At 66.9% G+C, this 23,123-nt stretch carries 24 protein-coding genes and 1 tRNA gene; 11 read left to right on the top strand and 14 right to left on the bottom strand.

Going from position 1 to position 23,123, the window contains the following annotated elements; genetic code table 11:
• The first annotated feature begins 73 nt into the window (after positions 1-73).
• The 8 genes from OEZ60_RS00125 to OEZ60_RS00090 all read left to right on the top strand — a co-directional run bounded on the left by OEZ60_RS00125 (position 74) and on the right by OEZ60_RS00090 (position 5,562).
• The gene (locus OEZ60_RS00125) at positions 74-625 is read left to right on the top strand and encodes a YceD family protein (protein ID WP_263331975.1); all 552 of its coding nucleotides are present in this window, start codon (positions 74-76) and stop codon (positions 623-625) included.
• Positions 626-805: 180 nt separating this feature from the next.
• Entirely contained in the window at positions 806-1,012 is a 207-nt protein-coding gene (gene rpmF, locus OEZ60_RS00120; RefSeq protein WP_263331973.1) for a 50S ribosomal protein L32, read from the top strand.
• Between the two features lie 26 nt (positions 1,013-1,038).
• On the top strand, positions 1,039-2,160 hold the full coding sequence (gene plsX, locus OEZ60_RS00115) for a phosphate acyltransferase PlsX (protein ID WP_263331970.1): 1,122 nt from the start codon (positions 1,039-1,041) through the stop codon (positions 2,158-2,160).
• Positions 2,157-3,131 (top strand): beta-ketoacyl-ACP synthase III, encoded by a 975-nt coding sequence (locus tag OEZ60_RS00110; RefSeq protein WP_263331967.1) that lies wholly within the window; start codon positions 2,157-2,159, stop codon positions 3,129-3,131. Before plsX ends, OEZ60_RS00110 begins: the two co-directional genes overlap by 4 nt.
• Positions 3,132-3,222: 91 nt before the next feature.
• Positions 3,223-3,525 carry an integration host factor subunit alpha gene (gene ihfA / locus OEZ60_RS00105; protein ID WP_263331965.1) on the top strand — a complete coding sequence of 101 codons (303 nt, stop codon included), beginning with the start codon at positions 3,223-3,225 and terminating at the stop codon, positions 3,523-3,525.
• 10 nt (positions 3,526-3,535) lie between these two features.
• Positions 3,536-4,243 (top strand): MerR family transcriptional regulator, encoded by a 708-nt coding sequence (locus OEZ60_RS00100; protein WP_263331961.1) that lies wholly within the window; start codon positions 3,536-3,538, stop codon positions 4,241-4,243.
• An 89-nt stretch (positions 4,244-4,332) separates the two neighbouring features.
• Positions 4,333-4,410, top strand: a tRNA-Pro gene (locus OEZ60_RS00095).
• A gap of 57 nt (positions 4,411-4,467) precedes the next feature.
• A complete protein-coding gene (locus OEZ60_RS00090; RefSeq protein ID WP_263331957.1) occupies positions 4,468-5,562 on the top strand; it encodes a 2'-deoxycytidine 5'-triphosphate deaminase in 1,095 nt (364 codons plus the stop codon).
• Between the two features lie 54 nt (positions 5,563-5,616).
• On the opposite strand, the gene scpB is transcribed toward OEZ60_RS00090, so the two are convergent.
• From scpB to OEZ60_RS00055, 7 genes are all read right to left on the bottom strand, one after another.
• Entirely contained in the window at positions 5,617-6,195 is a 579-nt protein-coding gene (gene scpB / locus OEZ60_RS00085; RefSeq protein ID WP_263332701.1) for an SMC-Scp complex subunit ScpB, read from the bottom strand.
• Between the two features lie 62 nt (positions 6,196-6,257).
• Positions 6,258-7,046 (bottom strand): segregation and condensation protein A, encoded by a 789-nt coding sequence (locus tag OEZ60_RS00080; RefSeq protein WP_263331954.1) that lies wholly within the window; start codon positions 7,044-7,046, stop codon positions 6,258-6,260.
• Positions 7,039-8,049 carry a glycoside hydrolase family 3 N-terminal domain-containing protein gene (locus OEZ60_RS00075; protein ID WP_263331952.1) on the bottom strand — a complete coding sequence of 337 codons (1,011 nt, stop codon included), beginning with the start codon at positions 8,047-8,049 and terminating at the stop codon, positions 7,039-7,041. The genes OEZ60_RS00080 and OEZ60_RS00075 overlap by 8 nt, the downstream gene beginning before the upstream one ends.
• Positions 8,049-9,056 (bottom strand): SPOR domain-containing protein, encoded by a 1,008-nt coding sequence (locus tag OEZ60_RS00070; RefSeq protein ID WP_263331949.1) that lies wholly within the window; start codon positions 9,054-9,056, stop codon positions 8,049-8,051. The genes OEZ60_RS00075 and OEZ60_RS00070 overlap by 1 nt, the downstream gene beginning before the upstream one ends.
• Before the next feature lie 82 nt (positions 9,057-9,138).
• Positions 9,139-10,884, bottom strand: a complete 1,746-nt coding sequence (gene argS / locus OEZ60_RS00065) for an arginine--tRNA ligase (RefSeq protein ID WP_263331947.1) — start codon at positions 10,882-10,884, stop codon at positions 9,139-9,141.
• Positions 10,885-11,044: 160 nt separating this feature from the next.
• Positions 11,045-11,764 carry an AAA family ATPase gene (locus OEZ60_RS00060; protein WP_263331944.1) on the bottom strand — a complete coding sequence of 240 codons (720 nt, stop codon included), beginning with the start codon at positions 11,762-11,764 and terminating at the stop codon, positions 11,045-11,047.
• A 54-nt stretch (positions 11,765-11,818) separates the two neighbouring features.
• Positions 11,819-13,009 carry a deoxyguanosinetriphosphate triphosphohydrolase gene (locus tag OEZ60_RS00055; protein WP_263331941.1) on the bottom strand — a complete coding sequence of 397 codons (1,191 nt, stop codon included), beginning with the start codon at positions 13,007-13,009 and terminating at the stop codon, positions 11,819-11,821.
• 80 nt (positions 13,010-13,089) lie between these two features.
• Between OEZ60_RS00055 and OEZ60_RS00050 the strand changes: the two genes are divergently transcribed.
• From OEZ60_RS00050 to OEZ60_RS00040, 3 genes are all read left to right on the top strand, one after another.
• On the top strand, positions 13,090-13,416 hold the full coding sequence (locus tag OEZ60_RS00050) for a HesB/IscA family protein (protein ID WP_263332699.1): 327 nt from the start codon (positions 13,090-13,092) through the stop codon (positions 13,414-13,416).
• 93 nt (positions 13,417-13,509) lie between these two features.
• Entirely contained in the window at positions 13,510-15,159 is a 1,650-nt protein-coding gene (locus tag OEZ60_RS00045; protein WP_263331938.1) for a hypothetical protein, read from the top strand.
• A gap of 378 nt (positions 15,160-15,537) precedes the next feature.
• Positions 15,538-15,846, top strand: coding sequence for a HesB/IscA family protein (locus OEZ60_RS00040; protein ID WP_263331935.1), 309 nt, complete (start codon positions 15,538-15,540; stop codon positions 15,844-15,846).
• 219 nt (positions 15,847-16,065) lie between these two features.
• Here OEZ60_RS00040 and OEZ60_RS00035 read toward each other — a convergent pair whose 3' ends face one another.
• From OEZ60_RS00035 to OEZ60_RS00005, 7 genes are all read right to left on the bottom strand, one after another.
• The gene (locus OEZ60_RS00035; RefSeq protein ID WP_263331933.1) at positions 16,066-16,869 is read right to left on the bottom strand and encodes a carnitinyl-CoA dehydratase; all 804 of its coding nucleotides are present in this window, start codon (positions 16,867-16,869) and stop codon (positions 16,066-16,068) included.
• Positions 16,869-18,866: an acetate--CoA ligase family protein gene (locus OEZ60_RS00030; protein WP_263331930.1), complete on the bottom strand. Its 1,998-nt coding sequence runs from the start codon at positions 18,864-18,866 to the stop codon at positions 16,869-16,871. Before OEZ60_RS00030 ends, OEZ60_RS00035 begins: the two co-directional genes overlap by 1 nt.
• 247 nt (positions 18,867-19,113) lie before the next feature.
• A complete protein-coding gene (locus OEZ60_RS00025; protein WP_263331928.1) occupies positions 19,114-20,277 on the bottom strand; it encodes an acyl-CoA dehydrogenase family protein in 1,164 nt (387 codons plus the stop codon).
• A gap of 3 nt (positions 20,278-20,280) precedes the next feature.
• Entirely contained in the window at positions 20,281-21,042 is a 762-nt protein-coding gene (locus OEZ60_RS00020) for an SDR family oxidoreductase (protein WP_263331925.1), read from the bottom strand.
• Positions 21,039-22,499 (bottom strand): carnitine 3-dehydrogenase, encoded by a 1,461-nt coding sequence (locus tag OEZ60_RS00015; protein ID WP_263331923.1) that lies wholly within the window; start codon positions 22,497-22,499, stop codon positions 21,039-21,041. Before OEZ60_RS00015 ends, OEZ60_RS00020 begins: the two co-directional genes overlap by 4 nt.
• Before the next feature lie 112 nt (positions 22,500-22,611).
• The gene (locus tag OEZ60_RS00010; protein WP_263331920.1) at positions 22,612-22,974 is read right to left on the bottom strand and encodes a hypothetical protein; all 363 of its coding nucleotides are present in this window, start codon (positions 22,972-22,974) and stop codon (positions 22,612-22,614) included.
• Positions 22,975-22,978: 4 nt separating this feature from the next.
• Positions 22,979-23,123, bottom strand: a 145-nt coding sequence (locus OEZ60_RS00005) for a 3-keto-5-aminohexanoate cleavage protein (RefSeq protein ID WP_263332696.1), incomplete at its 5' end; no start/stop codon positions are given.

The raw sequence follows: 23,123 nt of genomic DNA, 5'->3' as shown, positions 1-23,123 counted from the left end.
AACATGCCGGGGCGGTCCTACAAGGACCAAGCCGCCCCCATCGCGCACCCGGACCAGGCCGAGGACCCGCCCCATGAGTTCGCACCCGACCGTCGCTCCCCATCCACTCCGCGTCGCCGATCTCGCGGCCCGCAAACCGACACGGTTCGACCTGAAGCCGGAATCGGAGATGCTCGAGCGCATTGCCGCCGAAATCGGTGTCGTCGCGGTCGCCAAGCTCCGGTTTCGCGGCGAGCTTCTGCCGCAGGGACGGCGCGACTGGCTGCTCAGGGCAGAGCTTGGCGCGACGGTCACGCAAGCCTGCGTGGTCAGCCTCGCCCCCGTCGTGACGCGGATCGAGGAGACGGTCGAGCGGCGCTACCTCGCCGACATGCCCGAACCCGACGGCGAGGAAATCGAGATGCCCGAGGACGAGACCGCCGAACCGTTGCCCACGGTGATCGATGCGGGGGCCGTGATGGTCGAGGCGCTGACTCTCGCGCTGCCGCTCTACCCGCGCGCCGAGGGCGCCGAGATCGGCACCACGAGCGTCACTCCGCCGGGCTCCGAACCGCTTGCCGACGAAGAGCGGCGCCCCTTCGCCGGACTTGCCGATCTGATGAAAAAAAACGGCGGCGGGGAATAAGCCGAAAACTGCCGCACCTGGCGCGGAAAACATGCCAGAAAACACTTGCGCCCGGACAGAATCCCAGTATGTTCCCGGCCTCGCTTGTACGTTGGGTTCGCACCCGGTAGCGCTAGGCAACCAGTGACGAAACCGCAGGAAAACCGGGGCCTTGCCCCACGAATAGCCCGAGGTTGAGACATGGCTGTCCCTCAGAACCGAGTTACGCGGTCCCGCCGCAACATGCGCCGCGCCCACGATGCCCTGGTCGCTGCGAATCCGAACGAATGCCCGAACTGTGGCGAACTGAAGCGCCCGCACCACGTCTGCGGCGCCTGCGGTCACTATGACGACCGCGAAGTCATCGCCCAGGCCGCCGAGGTCGATCTGGACGACGACGCGGCCTGAGGCCGTGTCCCGGCAGCACGAGCGACATGCTGTCAGAGCGCGATCCGCAGCCTGAAAGCCCGCAGTCCGGTTCCACGGGGCGGATCGTCATTTCCGTCGACGCCATGGGCGGCGACAGGGGGCCGGCGGCCGTGGTCGCCGGCATGGCCGACTCTGCGTCGAAGAACCCGGCAATCGAGTTCATCGTCCACGGCCCCGAGCCCGAACTCGCACAACTCGTCGCCAAGCGGTCCGAACTCTCGGGCCGCTGCGCTATTCGTCATGCCGAAGGCGTCGTCACGATGGACGACAAGCCCGGACAGGTCATGCGCAACGGCTCCGGCACCTCGATGTGGTCGGCAATCGAGAGCGTGCGCAATCACGAGGCCACCGTCGCGGTGAGTTGCGGCAATACCGGCGCGCTGATGGCGCTGTCGGTGATCCGGCTGAGGAAGCTGCCCGGCGTCAACCGCCCGGCGATCGCCTGTCTCTGGCCCTCGCGCAATCCCGGCGGCTTCAACCTGATGCTCGACGTCGGAGCCGACATCAAGGCGGATGCCCCTGATCTCCTTCAATACGCGCTGATGGGCGCATCCTATGCCCGCAACGGGCTCGGCATCGAGCGGCCACGGATCGGCCTACTCAATGTCGGCACCGAGGAGCACAAGGGCCGGGCCGAGCTCAAGGCGGCGCAGGACCTGATCGCGGCCGCGACCGAGACGGGCAATTTCGACTATGTCGGCTTCGTCGAGGGAAGCGATCTGCCATCGACGCGGGTCGACGTGATCGTCACCGACGGCTTCACCGGCAACATCGCGCTGAAGACCGGCGAGGGCACCGCGCGGCTTGTCGGCGAATTCCTGCGCGAGGAATTCAACGCAACGCTCCTGTCGCGCTTCGCGGCACTCCTCGCACTCGGTCCGCTGAAGCGGCTCAGGAAGCGCATCGACCCACGCCGCCAAAACGGCGGCGTTTTCCTCGGGTTGAACGGGACGATCGTGAAATCCCACGGCTCGGCAGACGCCACGGGTGTCTCGGCGGCGATCAAGCTCGCCTTCCGGCTGGCCGAATCCGGCTTCCAGGACCGGCTCGCGGCGCGGGTTGCCTCTGCCGCTCTGGCGGGGCAGGATGCCGCGCAACCGCTCGAACAGAACAGGGCTTCCGAATGACTCTCCGTGCCGTGGTCCGTGGTGTCGGGCATTATCTGCCTGCGCGCGTCGTTCCGAACTCCGAATTCGAAACCCGGATCGACACGTCGGACGAGTGGATCAAGACCCGGACTGGAATCGAACGACGCCATTTCGCCGCAGAGGGCGAAACCACGTCGGATCTCGGCGCCCATGCCGCCCGCGCGGCGCTGGCAGATGCCGGACTGACTGCCGACGACCTCGACGCGGTGATCCTCGCCACCTCGACCGCCGACCTCACCTTTCCCTCGGCCGCGACGATGATCCAGCAGAAGATCGGCATGAAGAAGGGCTTCGCCTTCGACGTGCAGGCGGTCTGCGCGGGCTTCGTCTTTGCGCTGGCCAATGCCAACGCGCTGATTCTGTCGGGTCAGGCCAGGCGGGTGCTCGTCGTCGGTGCCGAGACCTTCAGCCGGATCCTCGATTTCGAGGACCGCTCCACCTGCGTGCTCTTCGGCGACGGCGCCGGGGCGGTCGTGCTCGAAGCCGCGACCGGCACGGGCACCTCGGCGGATCGCGGCATCCTCGCGACCGACCTCAACAGCGACGGCACGCATCGCGAACTTCTCTACGTCGATGGCGGCGTCTCGACGACCGGCACCGCCGGGCATCTCAGGATGCAGGGCAACCAGGTCTTCCGCCACGCAGTCGAGAAGCTGGCGCAGACCGCGCATACCGCGCTCGACAAGGCAGGGCTCTCGTCGGCCGATGTCGACTGGATCGTGCCGCACCAGGCGAATCTCAGAATCATCTCGGCGACGGCAAGCCGGATGCAGGTGCCGATGGAGCGAGTCGTCGTGACCGTCCAGGACCACGGCAACACCTCGGCCGCGTCGATTCCGCTCGCGCTTTCGGTCGGCAAGGCACGCGGCCAGATCAAGGAGGGCGACCTTCTTGTCACCGAAGCGATCGGTGGCGGCCTTTCCTGGGGCTCGGTCGTCCTGCGCTGGTAGATTTCCGCTTGAATTGGCGCACCCAAGCCATTGATATTGACTTGGGTTTTCAAACCACTCATCCTCCTCCCCAAACAACCGGGGAACCGTCATGAGTGAAAAGACCCTGACTCGCATGGATCTGAGTGAAGCCGTCTTCCGCGAGGTCGGCCTGTCGCGCAACGAATCCGCCCAGCTTGTCGAAGGCGTGCTGCAGCACATGTCCGACGCGCTTGTCGCCGGCGAGACGGTGAAGATCTCGTCCTTCGGCACGTTCTCGGTCCGCGACAAGGCCGCCCGCGTCGGCCGCAACCCCAAAACCGGGGACGAGGTGCCGATCCATCCGCGCCGTGTTCTCACCTTCCGTCCCTCGCATCTGATGAAGGACCGCGTCGCGGCGGGCAACAAAGGCTGAGGCTGCGGGCATGGAGAAATCGGCCGAGGCCTTTCGCACGATCAGCGAAGTCTCCGAGATTCTGGACACGCCGGCCCATGTCCTGCGCTTCTGGGAAAGCCGCTTTTCCCAGGTGAAGCCGGTCAAGCGCGCCGGCGGGCGGCGCTATTACCGGCCGAACGACGTCGCGCTGCTCGGCGGGATCAAGAAACTCCTGCACGAGGACGGGCTGACGATTCGCGGCGTCCAGAAGATCCTGAGGGAATCGGGCATACGCCATGTCGCGGCGCTGTCACTCGGCGAGAGCGCGCCCGCTGAAGCCGAGGCGGAACCGGAGGCCGCGGCCCCGCCGCTCGAGCCCGCTCCGCCCCCTGCGACGCGCCCGGCTCCGGCGCCGCGCCGGTTGGACGTTGCCGCGCGTCACGACCCGGCGCAGGGCAACCTGTTTCCGCTTGCTCCGGACCCGGCAGGATTGGCATCCGAAGCGCCGATGCACGCGGATGTCCCGACCCTGCCCGTGGGATCACCGGGCAATGTCCTGGCTCTCGAACGCCAGTCCGCGTTACCCGCCGCGGCCACGCGTGAGAACGGCGGCGGGCGCCCGACTACAGCGGCGCTGCTGCGGACCGTCGACGACGCGCAAGCGCGCGCCATGCGCACCGAGCTGCGCTCGCTCTACCACCGTCTCCTGACATTGCACGACCGGCTGGCCGCGCTGGATCCGCAACAGCCGGGCTGAGCGGGCGGTGCGAACGATTTCGGCTCCGGTTCCGACATGCGTTTTGGCGCTTGCCCCCGCCCCCGCAATCGGCCTATACCCCGCTTCGTCGGGCCGTGGCGCAGCCTGGTTAGCGCGTCCGTCTGGGGGGCGGAAGGTCGCGAGTTCGAATCTCGCCGGCCCGACCATCACCGAAACGCCCACCCCTTCGCCGGGGTGGGCGTTCGCATATCGGGAGACGGCAGATGAGCGTTGAGACAGGCGGAACCGGCGTCCTGGCCGATGCGGCGCTGCGCGGGATGATCCGGGAAGGCCAGATCGCCGCCGATCCCGCCGTCGAGGAAATCCAGGTCCAGCCCGCGAGCCTCGATCTCCGCCTCGGCACCGTCGCCTACCGCGTCCGCGCCTCGTTCCTCGCCGGCAAGGGCCGCACCGTCGCCGAGCGCCTCGCCGAGTTCGAGATGCACCGCGTCGACCTGAGCCAGGGCGCGGTGCTGGAAAAGGGCTGCGTCTATGTCGTGCCTCTGGCCGAAAGCCTGGCGCTGCCCAGCGGTCTCACCGCGGTCGCCAATGCCAAGAGCTCGACCGGCCGGCTTGACCTCCTGACCCGCACGATCACCGATGGCGGCGAGGAATTCGACCGCATCCCCGAGGGCTATCACGGCCCGCTCTACGCCGAGATCTGCCCGCGCTCCTTTTCCGTGCTGGTCCGGCCCGGCATGCGGCTCAACCAGATCCGGTTCCGGCATGGCCAGGCGCTTTTGACCGACGCCGAACTGCGGGAGCTGCACGCCGCCGAGAGCCTCGTCTCTGGAACCGCAGTGATCTCCGAGGGGCTCGGGTTCTCGGTCGATCTCAAGCCCGCGGCAGGCGACCTCGTCGGCTATCGCGCGAAACCCCATACCGGGGTGATCGACCTAGACCTCATCGGTCACTACGCGCCCCTCGACTTCTGGGAGGAGGTCCGCACCACCGAGGGCCGGATCATCCTCGATCCCGGCGCGTTCTACATCCTCGTCAGCCGCGAGGCGGTGACGATCCCGCCCGACTACGCCGCCGAGATGGCGCCCTACCTTGCGATGGTGGGCGAGTTCCGGGTCCATTACGCGGGCTTCTTCGACCCCGGATTCGGTTGGGCCGAGGCCGGCGGCACGGGCTCGCGCGGGGTGCTGGAGGTGCGTTGCCACGAGGCCCCCTTCGTCCTCGAACACGGGCAGGTCGTGGGCCGGCTCGTCTACGAGCGCATGGCCGCGCGGCCGGCGCGGCTCTATGGCAGCGGCATCGCCTCGAATTATCAGGGCCAGGGGCTGAAACTCTCCAAGCATTTCCGCGCGGCGTGACCGCCAGGCACCGATTTTTCGGCGAAAAATCGAGGTCCGGCGGCCGGGCCGGGCTCAATCCTCGAAAAGCTCGCTTTGGCCGGCCTGGTCCTCGGCTTCCTCGTCGGAGAGGCTGACCGTGCCCGGCAGGGGCCGGCTGTCGAGAAGGCCGGCGGCGCGGAGTTCCTTCAGCCCCGGCAGGTCGCGCGCCGATTCCAGCCCGAAATGGTCGAGGAATTGTTGCGTGACCACATAGGTCACCGGCCGGCCCGGGGTCATCCGCCGGCGGCCGAAACGGACCCACTCCATCTCGAGAAGCTGGTCGACCGTGCCGCGGCTCACCGCGACGCCGCGGATCTCCTCGATCTCGGCGCGGGTGGCGGGCTGGTGATAGGCTATGATCGCCAGCGTCTCGATCGCCGCGCGCGAGAGCTTGCGGGTCTCGACCGTCTCCTTCTGCATCAGGAAGCCGAGATCGGGCGCGGTGCGCATCGCCCAGGCATCGCCGACCTTCACCACACGGACACCCCTGCCCTCGTAGCGCTTGCGCAGGTAGACGAGCGCCTCCGCCGGGTCCGATCCATGCGGCATCCGCGCGGCGAGATCGGCGACCGTCACCGGGTCCGTCGATGCGAAGAGGATCGCCTCCACCATCCGCTCCTGCTCGGCGATGGGTGGGGCCTCGAAGAGGCTCTTCTCGGGCGCGCTGGTCTCGGTCACGTCTCTTTCCGTCTGATGGCGATGGGCGCGAAGGTCTCGGCCTGTCTCAACTCGATCTGTCCCTGCTTGGCAAGCTCCAGCGAGGCCGCGAAGGTCGCCGCCGTGGCCGAGCGGCGGCGCGCGGGATCGGCGGTCCAGCCCTCGGGCAGGTAGACGGCGAGGTCGGTCCAGTCACCGGCGTAGCCGATCAGGCCGCGCATCCGGTCGAGCGCCTGTTCCATGGTGAAGACATGGTGGCGGTCCATCGCATAGGGGCGAAATTCATCGCGGGTGCGGATCCGGGCATATGCCTGCATCAGGTCGAGGAGCGTCGCGGTATAGGTGACCTTGCGCACCCGCATCACGTCCTCGGGCACGCCGCGCACGAAGAAGTCGCGTCCCTTCTGGTCGCGCGCCATGAGGCGGGCGGCGGATTCGCGCATCGCCTGCAGCCGTTCGAGTTGGAAGGCGAGATGGGCGGCCAGTTCCTCGCCCGAGGGACCCTCGTCCTCGGGATCGGGCGGCAGCAGCAGGCGCGATTTCAGGAAGGCGAGCCAGGCCGCCATCACAAGGTAATCGGCCGCGAGTTCAAGCCGGAGCACCTTGGCCTTGTCGACGAAGGAAAGGTACTGTTCGGCGAGCCGCAGCACCGAAATCTTGCGCAGGTCGACCTTCTGGGTGCGCGACAGCGTCAGGAGGAGGTCGAGCGGCCCCTCGAAGCCGTCGACATCAACGATCAGCGCCTCGGCGGCGAGGCGCTCGCTGACCGAGGTCCGGTCTTCCTCGAACGCTGTCGGTTCAGCCATGGACCCGCCCCATCAGAAGGGCCTCAAGTTCGGCTTCCAGAAGGGCCGTGTCAATGGCATCGGGGGGCCGGCGGCAGGCCAGCGCCTGCTCGGCGCGCGCCGCGGCTGCGCCGGAGAGGTGACCGGAGGCGACGACGACGGCCTCGGCCTCCGCGCGGATGCCCTTGCAGTAGAGCGCGATGTCGCAGCCCGCCGCGATCCCAGCCGCCGCGCGTTCGCCAAGCGTACCCGAAAGCGCCTCCATCGACAGATCGTCAGTCATCAGGAGCCCGCCGAAGCCGATCCTGTCGCGGATGAGTGCGATGGCCGCCGCCGAGGCGGTGGCCGGCCGCTCCGCGTCAACCGCGTCGAAGACGATATGGGCGGTCATCGCCATCGGCAGATCGGCGAGCGCCCGGAACGGGGCGAAGTCGGTGGCGTCGAGATCGCCCAACGCCGCGCCCACGCGCGGCAGCTGCAGGTGGCTGTCCACCACCGCGCGACCGTGGCCGGGGAGGTGCTTCATCACCGGCAGGACCCCGCCCTGAAGCAGGCCCTCGGCCGAGGCGCGTGCCGCCCGCGTCACAGTCGCGGCGTCGGCTCCGAAGCAGCGGTTCTTCAGGAACGGATGGGTGTCTTGCCCGGCGATGTCCGCCGTCGGCGCGCAGTTCGCGTCGATGCCGACCGCCCGCAGCTCCGCCGCGATCAGCCGGTAGCGGAGGTAGAGGCCGCGCTCCATCGCCTCCGGCGCCGTCCGGGCGACCTGATCGAGTGGCGGCAGCCATTCGCGCCAGTGCGGCGCGCCGAGCCGCTGGACCCGGCCGCCCTCCTGGTCGACGAGGATCGGCGCCTCGCGGCCGACCGCGGCACGCAGATCGCCTGTCAGGCGACGGAGCTGGTCCGGTGTCTCGACATTTCGGGCAAAGAGGATGAAGCCCCAGGGATCGGCCTCGCGGAAAAACGCAGCCTCGTCGGTGCCGAGCCGGCTGCCCTCGCAGCCGAGGATCGTCGCGGACTGGGTCATCAGCGCACCTCGGCGGGCACGCATTCGGCGTTCTCGGCCTTGAGCGCGGCACAGAAGCGCCGGGCGTCGTCGAGATCGGAGAAGCCTTCCACGCGCAGCCGGTAGAAGGTCTGGCCGCCGCTTTCCGCGGGCTCGATCACCCGGCGCTTGCCGTCCATGAGCGCGCCGAACCGCGCCGACGCCTTGTCCCATTCGAGCCGCGCCTCGGACTCTCCGGGGTAGGAGCCGATCTGCACGAGTTGCGTGCCCGTGGCCAGCGATCCGGGCGCCACATCGGCCGCGAGCTGCGGCGCGAGCGCCAGCGCCACAGCGGCGGCAGCAGCTTCGGCCATCGGGTCGATCGCCGCGTCGGAGCCCGGATCGGCAATTGCGGCGCTTCCGGGCCGTGCAGCGGGGCGGCGCGAGACCGCGACGCCGGGAATGTCGGAGGCGATCACGTCCGGGGCCACGAACGGTGCCCCGGCCGCCGCGAGTTCGGTCTCGAGCCCGACGACCGGCTCGACCGGCCCATCGGGCAGCGGCTCCAGCAGCGCCGGGGCTTCCTCGCCGGATAGAGCGGGATCGAGCGGCGCGGGTTCCACCGTGCCGGCATGGTCGCCGGGTGCAGTTTGGCCGCCGGCCTCGGCGATCGCGCCCATCGGCTGGTCCTCCTCGGCCAGCCCCTCGGGCCGTGGGGCGAGGGTCAGCGTCTCGGCTGGGTCGCCCGCAGCGCCGTCGGCGGCGATCTCGTTGACCGCCATGCCCTGGTGCAACGCAAGCTCGCCGCCGGGGTTTTCCGGGGCGATCCGCGCCGGCCCCTCCAGCGCGCGCACGACGGGGACGCCGTGCACGTCACGCACCGCGAGATTGTATCCCCAGATACCCAACCCGACGATCAGCGCGAGCGACGTGACCGCCCCGGCGCCGTTGATCCATTTCTGAACCGCCCCACCGCGCCGGGCGCGCGCCAACGCCGCCTCGGCGTAGCCGTCATAGGCGTCGTAGTCGTCATAATCCGCTTCCGCCATGCTCTGCCTCGCTCGCGCGCCGCGCCCGTATTCGGCGGCGCCGGGTCCGTCTTGCCTGCGTCGTCCCGGCTGGCGTCTTGTGTCAGCGCATCTCTTCGGCCGGGGTCACGCCAAGGATACCAAGACCCGCCGAAATGACAACGCCCGTGGCCCGCGCGAGCGCGATTTTGGCCTGGCTCGTGGCCGCGTCGCCCTCCTGCAGGAAGCGCAAGGAGGCATCGTCGTTGCCGCGGTTCCAGAGCGCGTGGAGATCGGAGGCAAGCTCGTAGAGGTAGAACGCGATCCGGTGCGGCTCCTGCCCGCGCGCGGCGATCTCGACGAGACGCGGCCATTCGGCGATCTTCTTCGCGAGTCCGATCTCGGCCTCGTGGCCGAGTTTCGCGAGGTCGGCCGCCGCGAGGGTGGCGTCATCCGCCGCGATCCCGGCCGCGGTCGCCTTGCGGATCACCGAAGAGACGCGGGCATGGGCGTACTGCACATACCAGACCGGGTTGTCCTTAGACTGTTCCAGCACCTTGTCGAAATCGAAGTCCAGGGCCGCGTCGTTCTTGCGGGTAAGCATCACGAAGCGGGTCACGTCCGCGCCGGCCTGCTCGACCACGTCGCGGAGCGTCACGAAGGTTCCCGCGCGCTTCGACATCTTGAAGGGCGCGCCGTTCTTCCAGAGCTTGACGAGCTGGATGAGCTTGACCTCCAGGGGCACCTTGCCGCCCGACAGCGCCGAGACCACCGCCTTCAGCCGCTTCACATAGCCGCCGTGATCGGCGCCGAGGATGTCGATCAGGAGATCGTAGCCTCGCGTCACCTTGTCGTAGTGGTAGGCGATGTCGGGCGCGAAATAGGTCCAGGATCCGTCCGACTTCTTCACCGGCCGGTCGACGTCGTCGCCATGCGCGGTGGAACGGAACAGCGTCTGCTCGCGCTCCTCCCAGTCCTCGGGCAGCTTGCCCTTCGGCGGCTCCAGCGTACCCTCGTAGATCAGCCCAATGCCGCGCAAAGTGTCGATCGCGCCCTCGATCTTGCCGGTGCCGTAGAGCGCCTTCTCCGATGAGTAGACATCCATCCTGACGCCGAGGAGCGCCAGATCCTCGCGGATCATCGCCATCATCTCGGCGGTGGCGAATTCGCGCACCTCGGCGAGCCAGTCGGCCTCGGGCCGGTCGAGCAGCGTGTCGCCGTACTTGGCCTTCAGCGCCTCGCCCACGGGAATGAGGTAATCGCCGGGATAGAGCCCCTCGGCGATCTCGGGATCGAGGCCGTTGGCCTCGCGGTAGCGCTCATAGGCCGAGCGGGCGAGCACGTCGACCTGCGCCCCGCCATCGTTGATGTAGTATTCGCGGGTGACGTCGAAGCCGGCAAAGTCGAGCAGCGCCGCCAGCGCGTCGCCGAAGACCGCACCGCGGGTATGGCCGACATGCATCGGCCCGGTCGGGTTTGCGGAGACGAACTCGACGTTGACGCGGGTCCCCTGCCCCAAAGCCGAACGGCCGAAATCGCGGCCTTCGGCCAGCGCGGCGCCGACGACCCCCTGCCATACGGCGGGCGCGAGGCGGAGATTGAGGAAACCCGGACCCGCCACCTCGGCGGTGGTGATGCGCGGATCGGCCGCGAGGCGCGCGGCCAGCGTCTCCGCGATCACGCGCGGCGCGAGGCCGGCGGGCTTGGCGAGCACCATCGCGGCATTGGTCGCCATGTCGCCATGCGCGGCGTCACGCGGCGGTTCCACCGCGACATTGGCCATGTCGAGCCCCGCGGGCAGCTCACCCCTGGCGGCCATGTCGGCGAGGCTTTCGACGACAAGCGCCCGGATTTCGGCAAAGAGGTTCATCTGCATATCCTTCCGTCCCGGTTGCCATGCCAGAGGCGGTTTGCGGCGTCAATGCTCAGGCTGCGCGGGCGGGGTATCGGCCGGCCGACCCGGCAGGGGCGCCGCCCCCCGCACCCCCGGGGATGTTCGGACAAGATGAAGGGGCGGTTGCCGGTCTGCCTCACCACTCGCCGCGCAGCGCCTCGGCGATGAACTCCTCGGGATCGGCCGCGAAGCTGCGGTAGAGCCGGAAGTGCCGCGTGTTGCGGTAGTCGGTCTCGGCGATGCCGAGCCGGGTGAGTTCCAGCAAGCGGGCGCCGGGCAGCGCCATCAGGATCGGTGAATGGGTCGCCATGATCACCTGCGCCCCGGCGCCGGTCTGGATCTCGTTCAGGAGCCGCAGGAGCTCGAGCTGGCGGCGCGGCGACAGCGCGCTTTCAGGTTCGTCGAGGAAGTAGATGCCCTGTCGCCGGCAGCGTTCGGCGAAGACGCGCAGGAAGCCTTCGCCATGCGACCAGGACAGGAAGTCGGGCGGCGCTTCTCCCGCGTCGAGCGCAGCCTCGTCGAGATGGCGGGCCACCGTATAGAAGCTCTCGGCACGGAAGAACCAGCCATCGGTGACCTTCGGCAGCCAACCGCCGCGAAATGTTCCGCCGAGCGCGGCGCCGCTTTTCTCGAGCGCCCGCGAGTGGTCCAACGGACGGTAACCCTTGCCGCCCCCCGCCTCGTCGTAACCGGCCATCGCTGCAAGCGCCTCGATCAGGGTCGACTTCCCGGTGCCGTTCTCGCCGACGAGCACGGTGACGGGCGTGGTGAAGTCGAGCGCGAAATCCGCGTCGAGCCAGGGCAGGTCGAAGGGATAGCCCTGCCCCGGATCGTACTTCTCGGCGATGACCGTCACCCGTTTCAGATAAGGCGCGGGGAGGCTGGTGGTGAATTTCCTCCGCGCCACCGCTCAGGCCGCCCCGGCCCGGCAGAGCCGCTCGTGCTCCTGGATCGCGAAGCGGTCGGTCATGCCCGCGACATAGTCGAGGACGACGCGGGCCAGTTCGGTCCGGTCCTGCGCCCGTGCGATGTCGGCGTGCCACTCGTCCGGCAGGAGCGACGGCTCTTCGAGAAAGAGCGGAAAGAGATCCTTGACCATCGCCGTCACCCGCTGGCGCTCGCGCACCACCGAGGGCGCGCGGTACATGCGGGTGAAGAGGAACGACTTGATCGCCTTGAGGTTCTGGTAGAGCGGTTTCGAGAACCGGATGATCGGCCCTTCCATCTCGCGGATCTCCTGCGCCGACTGGGGCTGGCTCGCCTCCAGCCGGTTGCGGGCGACGGCGATGACATCCTCGACCATCACCCCGAAGACCCGGCGCAGCGCCTCGTGGCGGCGGCGCGAGGGGTCGAGGCCGGGATAGAGCCGGTCGACCTCCTCGAAGGCGGGGCCGGTCACCGGCAACTCCATCAGGTCCGCCTCGGAGAAGAGCCCGGCGCGGAGCCCGTCGTGGAGGTCGTGGTGGTTGTAGGCGACGTCGTCGGCCACCGCCGCCACCTGCGCCTCGGCCGAGGCATGGGTGTGAAGCTCCAGATCGTATTGGGCGTTCACCTCGGCCAGCGCATAGGGCATGTCGGCCGGGTCGGCCACGGAATGCGAGCCCTGCGCGTTCGGACCGATCACCGGACCGTTGTGCTTGGCGATGCCCTCGAGCGTCTCCCAGGTCAGGTTCAGCCCGTCGAAATCGGCATAGTGCCTCTCAAGCCGCGTGACGATGCGGATCGCCTGCGCGTTGTGGTCGAAGCCGCCGTAGGGTGCCATCAGCTCGTGAAGCGCGTCCTCGCCGGTATGGCCGAAGGGCGGATGGCCGAGGTCATGGGCCAGCGCCACCGCCTCCGCCAGCTCGACATTGAGGCCGAGCGTCCCGGCGATGGTGCGCGCGACCTGCGCCACCTCGATCGTATGGGTGAGCCGGGTACGGTAATAATCGCCCTCATGCTCGACGAACACTTGTGTCTTGTGCTTGAGGCGCCGGAAGGCGGAGGAATGGATGATCCGGTCGCGGTCACGCTGGAAGGGCGAGCGGAAGGTGGACATGGTTTCCGGGAAGAGCCGGCCACGCGAGGTCTCCGGGTGGCAGGCATAGGGTGCAAGCGTCATGACGGCCTGTTCTTGTCGCGTCTTTCGCGCGATCATATATGGGCATTGCCCGCGAATTGACATGGGATTCCGTCATGGACCTGACATTGCCGCCGAAAGTCACGCCCCGCGCCTTCGCGCGCCTGGCCGAGATCAACGCGGCCAGCGGCGAGGCAAAGGCCTTGCGGGTGGCTGTCGAGGGCGGCGGCTGCTCGGGCTTCCAGTACGACATCCGGCTCGACGATCCCGCGCCGGACGACCTGGTGCTCGAGGGCGAGGGCCAGAAGGTTCTGGTGGACAGCGTGTCGCTGCCCTTCCTGCAGAACGCGGTGATCGACTATGCCGACGAGCTGATCGGCGCGCGATTCGTGGTGGAGAACCCGAACGCGACATCGAGTTGCGGCTGCGGCACAAGTTTCGCGATCTGATCAATGGGCCGCGAGCATTCGCAGCTATCCAGCGCGGCATCCTTACTCTAGTCTCGCCGCCGAACTGGTACAGCAGTCAGAGGAAGGGTGATCTTGGACGATCTTTCGCGGTTCGCGGTGCGTCATGGCACGGACAAGTTTGGGCTTCATCACTATACGCCGGTGTACCACAGGCTCTTTGGCCATCTACGAAACAGACCCGTGCGGCTTCTCGAGATCGGTGTCGGCGGCTTCCAAGACGAAGATCGCGGCGGACATTCACTCGCCATGTGGCGAGACTATTTCCCGAACGGCGAGATCACATCGCTCGACATTCACAAGAAGACGATCGACCTAGGTCCACGTGTCAAGATCTTTCAAGGCAGCCAGATTGATGAGGCGTTCCTGCGTGAGATCCAAGATGAACGCGGACCGTTTGACATCATCATCGATGATGGCAGCCACAGAAACGACCATGTGCTCGAGAGCTATCGAATCCTGTGGACCGGCCTGACGCCTGGCGGCTACTACGCGATCGAGGATCTGCAGACAGCATTTTTTCCACAGTCCGGCGGCTCAATCGATCTGACGCCGCCCAATTCGGTTGGCTATTTCGCAGACGTCTTTGAGAAGCTCGGGTCGGATCGCGCGCCTGCCGAGATCAGATCCATGGTGCGGGTCCACAACATCGTCGTGCTGCAAAAGGTCGGCGGCGCGGACGAATGTATGAGCATAACGGAGGCCGAGTATCCGCTTCAACGTGTGGATCCGAACGGCGACTGGCGCGAAGCCTTTGCGCGCATACCGAGTCCGGGCGCCCTGATGATAGATGGTTCCTTGGACGGTCAAGACCTCGTTCGCCGATTCATCGAAGTCGATCACCGCGAGATAGCGGTGCATTTTCCAGAAACAAAGATCGATCCGGCCGCCACGGAGATCTTTGCCATTCAGCGCGACAATGACGGGATTCTCGTCTTGAAAGCTCCGAACGACTATCCATCGAACTTCAAGTTCGATGCGAAGCACCACGACGTATCCACCGTGCTCGATGCCATGCTCGAGGCGGTCCGCCAGGATCCGGAGGTGACGAACGAAGGCATTTCGAACCTTGCCGAGTTGGTTGCGTCGTATCGGAGCTTGGAGGAAGTGGAAGATCTGATAGATCAACTCGAGGCGAAGGATGTTCGAACTCGCGCTGCTTTGCGTATGCGGGTAGAACTGGCCCGGCGGCGCGACGACAGCGACAAGCTCTCTTGTCTTCTGGCGATTTCGCTCGAGCAGTTTCCGGCCGAGCCGCGATTTCACCAGTTGCTTGCAGACCATCACTTCCGACTTGGAAAGCTTGAGGCAGCGCTCGAAGCCATCGAAACCAGCCGGAAGGCTTTTCCACGTGTACGGCAGCTCGGAATCCTGCACGGCCGTATCCTAAGCGCGATGAGCCGTGACGGCGAGGCCATCGCGGTTCTGAGAGAACTTGAGTTAACCGCGCCCGATTCAGCCCGGATCGCGATTGGCATGGCGAAGGCCAAGGTCCTGCAGAAAGCCCAACGTTTTGACGAGGCAGAGACTTGCCTCATGAACATGGTCGACGGCAACCGGGCCGCGAACCATCTGGCTTACCGCCTATTGTGCGACATCCGCTTGGACCTCGGCCGCCCGCAGGACGCCCTATCAGCGATCGACCAAGCATTGGAACTGGCCCCGGAGGTGGTTGGCTATCAACGGATTCGCGCTCGCATCAGCGAATCCCTTAAATCTGCATGAAGATTGCCAAGCTTAACATTGACAGTACTTATGCGCGGAAGGAGGTTCTCCCCGTCTGGCGTAACGAGGCTTCGCCCGAACTGGTGTTCCTGTAGGAGATCAGATCGGGCGATGAAGCCTTCCCTGGCGATATCTTCAAGGTTCGTGCCAATATCGTAGGAATCCAAGGCCCGAAGAACTCCGGTGGCGTGGCGATCCTGTCAAGATTGCCGCTCGAGGACGTGACTCGCGGCCTTGCGTGCGACTACGCTTTAAACCAGGCGCGCTGGATTGCGGCGACTGCGGTCGACCGGCTGGCGATCCGGCTCTACGGCCTTTTCCTGCCGAAAAGTAACGCGTTGCCTTGGCCAAATTACGGCTACAAGCTGGCGTTGTTAAGTGGCACCCCGCGCCTTCGCGCGCCTGGCCGAGATCAACGCGGCGAGCGGCGAGGCGAAGGCCTTGCGGGTGGCTGTCGAGGGCGGCGGCTGCTCGGGCTTCCAGTACGACATCCGGCTCGACGATCCCGCGCCGGACGACCTGGTGCTCGAGGGCGAGGGCCAGAAGGTTCTGGTGGACAGCGTGTCGCTGCCCTTCCTGCAGAACGCGGTGATCGACTATGCCGACGAGCTGATCGGCGCGCGATTCGTGGTGGAGAACCCGAACGCGACATCGAGTTGCGGCTGCGGCACAAGTTTCGCGATCTGACCCCAACCGTAAGGTGCCACGCCGGCTCGCGCCCGGACCACAACCGGGCCGCAAGTAAACGCGCCAGAACCGGGCACCTCCCCTCCCCCTCGTGGGGAGGGGATGGGGGTGGGGGGGCCTTGAGCCTTCGGGATCTCTGGGCGTCCAGCCCTCTCCCTCCACCGCTACGGGCGTGGAAAGCACCCTACCTCGTCCGGACGCCCCGGATCGGGCTCCGCTCTAACGCCCCTTCCAGACCGGATCGCGCTTCTCGGCGAAGGCGCGCTGGCCTTCGAGCACGTCCTCGGAACCATAGAGCCGGTCCACGGTCGGCATCTGCCGCTTGGTGATCCGGTTCAGCGCGTCCTGGAAACGCATCGCCTCGGCCTCGCGCACGACCTCCTTGATCGCGGCATAAACGAGCGGCGGCCCGCTTTCGAGAAGTCGCGCAAGTTCCCAGGTCTTGGCGAGAAGCTCATCCGGCGACGTGATCTCCTTCACGAGCCCCCATCGCAATGCCTCCTCGGCGTCGAACCAGCGCCCGGTCAGCAACAGGTCCATCGCGACATGGTAGGGAATGCGCTTCGGCAGCTTGATCGAGGCGGCGTCGGCCACCGTACCGGAGCGGATCTCAGGGAGCGCGAAGGTGGCGTTGTCGGACGCGAGGATCAGGTCGGCCGACAAGGCCAGTTCCAGCCCGCCGCCGCAGCAGATGCCGTTCACCGCCGCGATCACCGGCTTGTTGAGATTGGGCAGTTCCTGAAGGCCGCCGAAGCCCCCCACGCCGTAATCGCCGTCAACCGCGTCGCCACCTGCAGCGGCCTTGAGATCCCAGCCGGGGCAGAAGAACCTGTCGCCCTCGGCGCGCAGGATCGCGACGCGCAAGGTCTCGTCGTCGCGGAAGTCGCGGAACACCAACCCCATGACCCGGCTCGTCGCGAGGTCGATCGCATTGGCCTTGGGCCGGTCGAGCGTCACCTCGAGAATGCCGCCCTCGCGCCTGGTCCGGACCGGCCCCTCGGTCCGCATCTGCATCTCCGCCATCACACAGCCTCCCGTATCAGTGCGTCCACCGCCACCGCGCCCGATTGCCGGACGAGGATCGGGTTGATCTCGATTTCCTCCAGTTCCGGCCGGTCGAGCATCGCCCGCCCGAGCCTCACCGCGATCACCGCCACCGCCACCATGTCGGCGCGCGACCGGCCGCGATAGCCGTCGAGCAGCGGCCAGAGCCGAAGCCGCTGCATGGAAGCGAGCACTTCGTCCTCGCCGACCGGCAGCACCAGTGTCACCGTGTCGGCGAGAAGCTCCGCCGCCACGCCGCCGAGGCCGAGCGTCAGCGTCACCCCGTAGACCGGATCGCGCCGGAGCCCGAGCAGGATCTCGGCCACCGCCCCGGTCACCATCTCCTCGACGAGATACCCCGTGGCCCCCTCGATCCCGGTCTCGCCATCGAGCGTGTCGAGCCCGAGCCGTACCGCGCCCGCCTCGGTCTTGTGGGCGAAGCCCAGCCCCTTCAGCACGAGGGGCGCCGCGAGGCCCGCCGCCTTCTCTCGCGCTTCGGCCAAGGTCGCGCCGATCACCCCGCGCGGGATCGCCACGCCCGCGGCATCGAGGAGCCGCTTGCCCTCTGCCTCGTCGAGAAGCCGTGTCGCGCGGGGCTCGAGCGCCGGCGCGGGCCGCCAGCCGGGCTGCCCCGGTTGGGTCTGTGCCGCCTTCAGCGCCCCGAGCGCGGTTTCGAGCCCCATAAGGGGCGCGATGCCGCGCGCGACCAGCGCCTCGGCCCGCGTCTCGTCGAAGTTTTCCGGCAGCGAGGCGACCGGGAAGGCCGGCTTGCCGGTCACCCTTCCGGCAGCCTCGATCGCGTCGAGCGCGGGCTGGAACGAGGACGGATCGCAGCGGTCGGGGCGCGGCGGGTCGATGACGAAAAGGCCCGCGTCGTAACCCTCGAGCATCGTCGTGAAGACATCCGTGGTGCGCGGCCCGTCACCCCAGATGAACGTATGGTAGTCGAGCGGATTGGCGATCGCGACGATCGGCCCGAGAATCTCGCCGAGCCGCCGGCGCTGGCCGGGGCTCGGCGTCGGGAAGTCGAGCCCGAACGGCGCGGCGAGGTCCGACACCAGCCCCGCCTCACCGCCCGAGCAGGAGAGCGAGCAAAGCCTGGTGCCGATCTGCGGCCCATGAACGTGGAATATCTTCAGCGTCTCAATGAGTTCCGCGAGCGTGTTCACCTCCGCGACACCGGACTGTCGCAGGAAGGCGGAGGAGGCCGCACCGCCCCCGGCGAGGGCCGCTGTATGCGAGGCCGCCGCGCTCTGCGCCGCCTCGGTCTTGCCGGACTTCACGCAGACCACGCCCTTGCCGGCGGCCCGTGCCGCCTCGGCCAGCGCTACGAAGGCCGGGGCATCGTCGATCCCCTCGACATACATGCCGATCGCGCTGACCCGGTCGTCGGCCAGAAGAGCGCCGGCCAGCTCAGCAAGCCCGATCTGCGCGGCATTGCCGAGGCAGGCGACATAGGCGATCGGCAGACCGCGCGCCTGCATCGTGAGGTTGATGACGATGTTCGAGGACTGGGAGAGTAGCGCCACCCCCTTGTCCACCCGTTTCCCGCCGTGCTGGTCGGGCCAGAGAAGCGCGCCGTCGAGATAGTTGATCACACCGTAACAGTTCGGCCCGAGCACCGGCATCCCGCCCGCCGCCGCGACCAGACTATCCTGCAAGCCCTTCTCACCAGCCTCGGTCCAGCCGCTCGCGAAGCAAATCGCGCCGCCGGCTCCCGTTCGGGCGAGTTCGCCCACGACCTCGATCGTGGCATGGCGGTTGACACCGATGAAGCTCGCATCCGGCGCCTCAGGCAGCGCCGCAAGCGACGGAAAGGCCGGTAGCCCGCCTATCTCGACCTTGGTCGGGTGGACCGGCCAGATCGGTCCTGCAAAGCCCATCTTGCGGCACTGGGCAATGACGTTCTCGGCCCAGACCGACCCCATGACGGCGATCGAACGCGGGCGCAGCAGGCGGGACAGGTCACGTGTCATGCCTGACCTCCGCGCCCGTGGAGGGCGCCGGGGCGCTGCCCCGGACCCCGGGATATTTTTGGAAAGAAGAATGAAGAATCGCTCCGCCCCAGACGGGGCAGAGCGCCTTCTCCTTTTACGGTCATCGGCGTCCCCGCCTGTACCGTGACATCACTCTGTCTGCGGAGGGTTAACATTTCGTTGCTTCTTCTTTTCGGAAATATCCTCGGGGGGTCCGGGGGGCAGACAGCCCCCCGGCTTCGCGGGCTCAGGCGCCCAGGGGACGGAGAAGCTCGCGACTGATGATGTGACGCTGGATCTCGCTCGTTCCTTCCCAGATCCGCTCGACGCGGGCGTCGCGCCAGATGCGTTCGAGGGGTAGTTCGTCCATCAGTCCCATGCCGCCGTGGATCTGGATCGCCTCGTCGGCGATGAAGGCCAGCGTCTCGGTCGCCTTCAGCTTGGCCATCGACATGTCGGTCTCGGTGACCGTGCCCTCATCGAACTTCCAGGCGGCCTCGCGGGTAAGCAGTTCCGCAGCTTTAAGTTCCGTCGCCATGTCTGCAAGTTTGAACGAGATTCCCTGGAACTTGCCGATCTTCTGGCCGAACTGCTCGCGCTCGGCTGCATAGGCGACCGCATGTCCGAGCGCGCGTTCGGCGCGGCCGAGGCAGGTCGCGGCGACCTGGAGCCGCGTGGCGCCGAGCCAGGTGTTTGCGACCTCGAAGCCCTTGTGGACCTCGCCGAGCACCGCCGATTTCGGCAGCCGGCAGTCGTCGAACTCGAGGACCGCGTTGGTATAGCCGCGGTGGCTGACATTGCGATAGCCCTCGCGCACGGTGAAGCCTTTGGTGCCCTTGTCGACGAAGAAGGCGGTGATCTTCTTCTTGACCCCGCGCGGAGTCTGTTCCTCGCCCGTGGCCATGAATGTGATGGCGAAATCGGCGATGTCGGCGTGGGAGATGAAGTGCTTGGTGCCGTTCAGGACGAAGTCGTCGCCATCCTCCCGCGCCGAGGCCTTCATGCCGCGCAGGTCCGACCCCGCTCCGGGCTCGGTCATCGCGAGACAGTCCCATTTCTCGCCGCGGATGCAGGGGAAGAGGTAGCGCTCCTTTTGTTCGTCGGTACCGGCGAGAAGGATGTTCGAGGGTCGCGCGACGCAGGTCCAGTGGAGCGCGTAGTTGGCCTTGCCGAGTTCCTTCTCGTAGAGGAGCCAGGTCTGGGTATCGAGACCGGCGCCACCCACCTCTTCGGGCATGTTGGCCGCATAAAGACCGGCCTCTATCGCCTTGGCCTGTATTTCTTTTATCAGCTCCATGCGCAGCTCGCCGGTGCGTTCGACCTCGGCCTCGTGTGGGTAGAGTTCATTTTCAACGAAGGCCCGCGTCGTGTCGACGATCATGCGCTGTTCTTCGGTCACTCCGAAATCCATTTCTCACACCTTGGGGTCGGGGTTGATCGTGAAGCCGTCCACGGTCAGGACCTGGCCGGAGACCATGCGGGCGGCGTCGGAAGCGAGGAACACCGCCATGTTGGCGATGTCTTCGGGGTCGGAAAGCTTGCCAAGGGCGGTGCCCGCGGCATAGCCGTCGCGGACTGCCTCGTAGGTCATGCCCTTGGCGTCGGCCTCGGCATGGAATACCCGGTCGATGCGGGGGCCGGTGACGGATCCGGGCGCGATCGCGTTGGCGCGGATGCCGTGCGGACCGAGTTCCATCGCGACGGTCTTCATCAACCCGATCACCGCCCATTTCGCCGCCGCATAGGGCGCGCGGTAGGGAAAGCCGTAGAGCCCGGCGGTGGAGGATGTGAAGAGGATCACGCCCTTGCCCTGGGCCTTCATCAGAGGGCTTGCATGTTTCGCGGCCAGCATCGCGCCGTCGAGATTGACGGCGATGCAGTCGCGCCATTCTTCGAGCGGCATTTCCTCGACCGAGGCCGTCGGGCCCTTGATCCCGGCATTGGCGCAGAGGACATCAACGCCGCCCCATATCTCCTTCACTTCCTTGAAGAAAGCGGCCATCTCGGCCTCGTCCGAGGCATTGACGCGGGAGGCGCGGATGCCGGCTGGCACCGTCTTGAGCACGGCCTCGTCGACATCGGTGACCCAGACCTCGGCTCCGGCCGCGGCGAAGGTCCGGGCCATGACGAGGCCGATGCCGGCGGCTCCAGCGGTGATGAGGACCCGCTGGTTCACTTGCGCTGCCCGACGAAACGGCCGGCCGCTGCGGGGCGCGGCAAGGAGCCGTGGGCCTCGGCGATGGGCAGGAGTTTTGCCAGCACCTCGGGCGCGGCCGGGCAGGTTCTGCCGGCCTTCATGTCGACATGGAGCAGCATCTGTTCGAGGCTCGCCACCACCTCGTCGCCGCGCAGGATGCGGATGAATACATGGAGTCGCTTTTCGTCGGCATGGAGAACCTGGAGCGTGCCGGTCAGGCGGTCGCCAAGCTTCGCCTCGCCGAGATGCATGATGTGGGTCTCGGCCGTGTAGTAGCTGTGCCCCTTCGCGACATAGTCCATGTCGGCGCCGATGAGCCTCAGGAACGCGTCCGAAGTCTCTGAGGAGGCAAACAAATACCGGCTTTCCGTCATGTGGCCGTTGTAGTCGATCCAACCCGGCAGGACCTGCATCTCGGCCATTGCCAGCGGCGCGCCCGCGCCGGTCTTTCCAGCCTCGTGGAACGCCGCGCTGCGGCGCTTGTCGTGGTCGAGGAGCACCTTGCCCGCGCCCCAGTTCCGGTCCTTCAGCGCGCGCAGAAAGCCGATGAGGTTCTGGTCGCGGATGCGTTCCAGTTCGCGGATCGTGTATTTGCCGGATTGCTCGTCGGACTGGCCGGCGATCAGGTCGACCAGTTCTTCCGTGAATTCGGGCACATCGGTGAGCTTGGTCCAGGGCCACTGCAGGCAGGGTCCGAACTGGGCCATGAAGTGCTTCATCCCCGCCTCGCCGCCCGCGACGCGGTAGGTCTCGAAGAGCCCCATCTGGCCCCAGCGGAGGCCGAAGCCCATGCGGATCGCCTCGTCGATCTCCTCGGTCGTGGCGATGCCGTCCTTCACCAGCCAGAGCGCCTCGCGCCAGACCGCCTCGAGGAAACGGTCGGCGATATGGGCGTCGATCTCCTTGCGGACATGGAGCGGGAACATGCCGATCTCGCGCAAGATTTCCTTCGCATTTTCAATGATCTGCAGATCGGACTTCGGGCTCGGCACGATCTCGGACAGGGGCAGGAGATAGACCGGGTTGAACGGGTGCGAGACGAAGATCGTCGAGGGGTCCGCAGCGCCCTCCTGCAGTTCCGAGGGCTTGAAACCGCTGGTCGAGGACCCGATCGGGACGCCCTTGGCGACGGCCTGGATCTCGGCGAAGACGCGATGCTTGAGAGGAAGTCGCTCGGAGACGGATTCCTGAATGTAATCAGCGCCTTCCACCGACTCGGCGATGCTCGCAGCGAAGCTGAGGCGGCCCTCGGCCGGTATCGGCACGTCCGAAAGAGCGGGCAACGACCGCCGCGCGTTCGCGAGCACTTCGCCGATCTTGCGCTCGGCCTGCGGATCGGGATCGAACACCGAAACGTCCCAGCCGTTGAGCAGGAAGCGGGCGGCCCAGCCGCCGCCGATCACGCCCCCGCCGATGATGCTTGCCTTGCGCGTCATAGGGTGTTCATTCCTTCATTCGGGCCGGTCTGCCTTGCGTCGGCAAAACGTCGGCAAAGTGTATGGCAAAGTGTCGAGCAGCAGCGATCGCGGTGCAGGACTTCATCCCCCATCATGTTCCGCGTGCGACGACGGGAAGTACCACTTCCGTCAGCGCCATCGCGATGAGACCTCGACTTGTTACGCGCCACTCCTCAAAGAACTCAAGGAGTAGACCATTTCTTCTTCCGTGTATGATGATGCCGCGAGTTACGGTCCCAAACAGGGCACCGAACGCAATGAACAGCATCGGCATACCGAAGAGAAACCCGTAATCTCCCCTCGGCAGAATCCAGAGCACATAGAACGTGACGACCGCCGCGCCGATCAGGGCGGCGATCAGTGCGAGTTGCCACCAAGTACTCGCGAGGTAGGGAATGAAGAATCCCGGTGCCGAAAGCATCAAAAACAACGCAAGGAACATGACGACGGCCATCGGTTTACCGTTTTCTCGGCGCCCGCTTGGTCAGCCCGAGCTTGGCCCGCACCTCCTCGGGCCCGATCACCCGCGCGCCCATGTTCGTCACCACGGTCGCGGCGCGCTCGACGAGCTGGGCGTTGGTCGCCAGCACCCCCTTGTCGAGC

The organism is Albidovulum salinarum (genome assembly GCF_025673475.1).
GTDB lineage: Bacteria > Pseudomonadota > Alphaproteobacteria > Rhodobacterales > Rhodobacteraceae > Albidovulum > Albidovulum salinarum.
The sequence above is the reverse complement of the archived record's forward strand: the minus strand, read 5'-3'. Positions and strand labels throughout refer to the sequence as shown.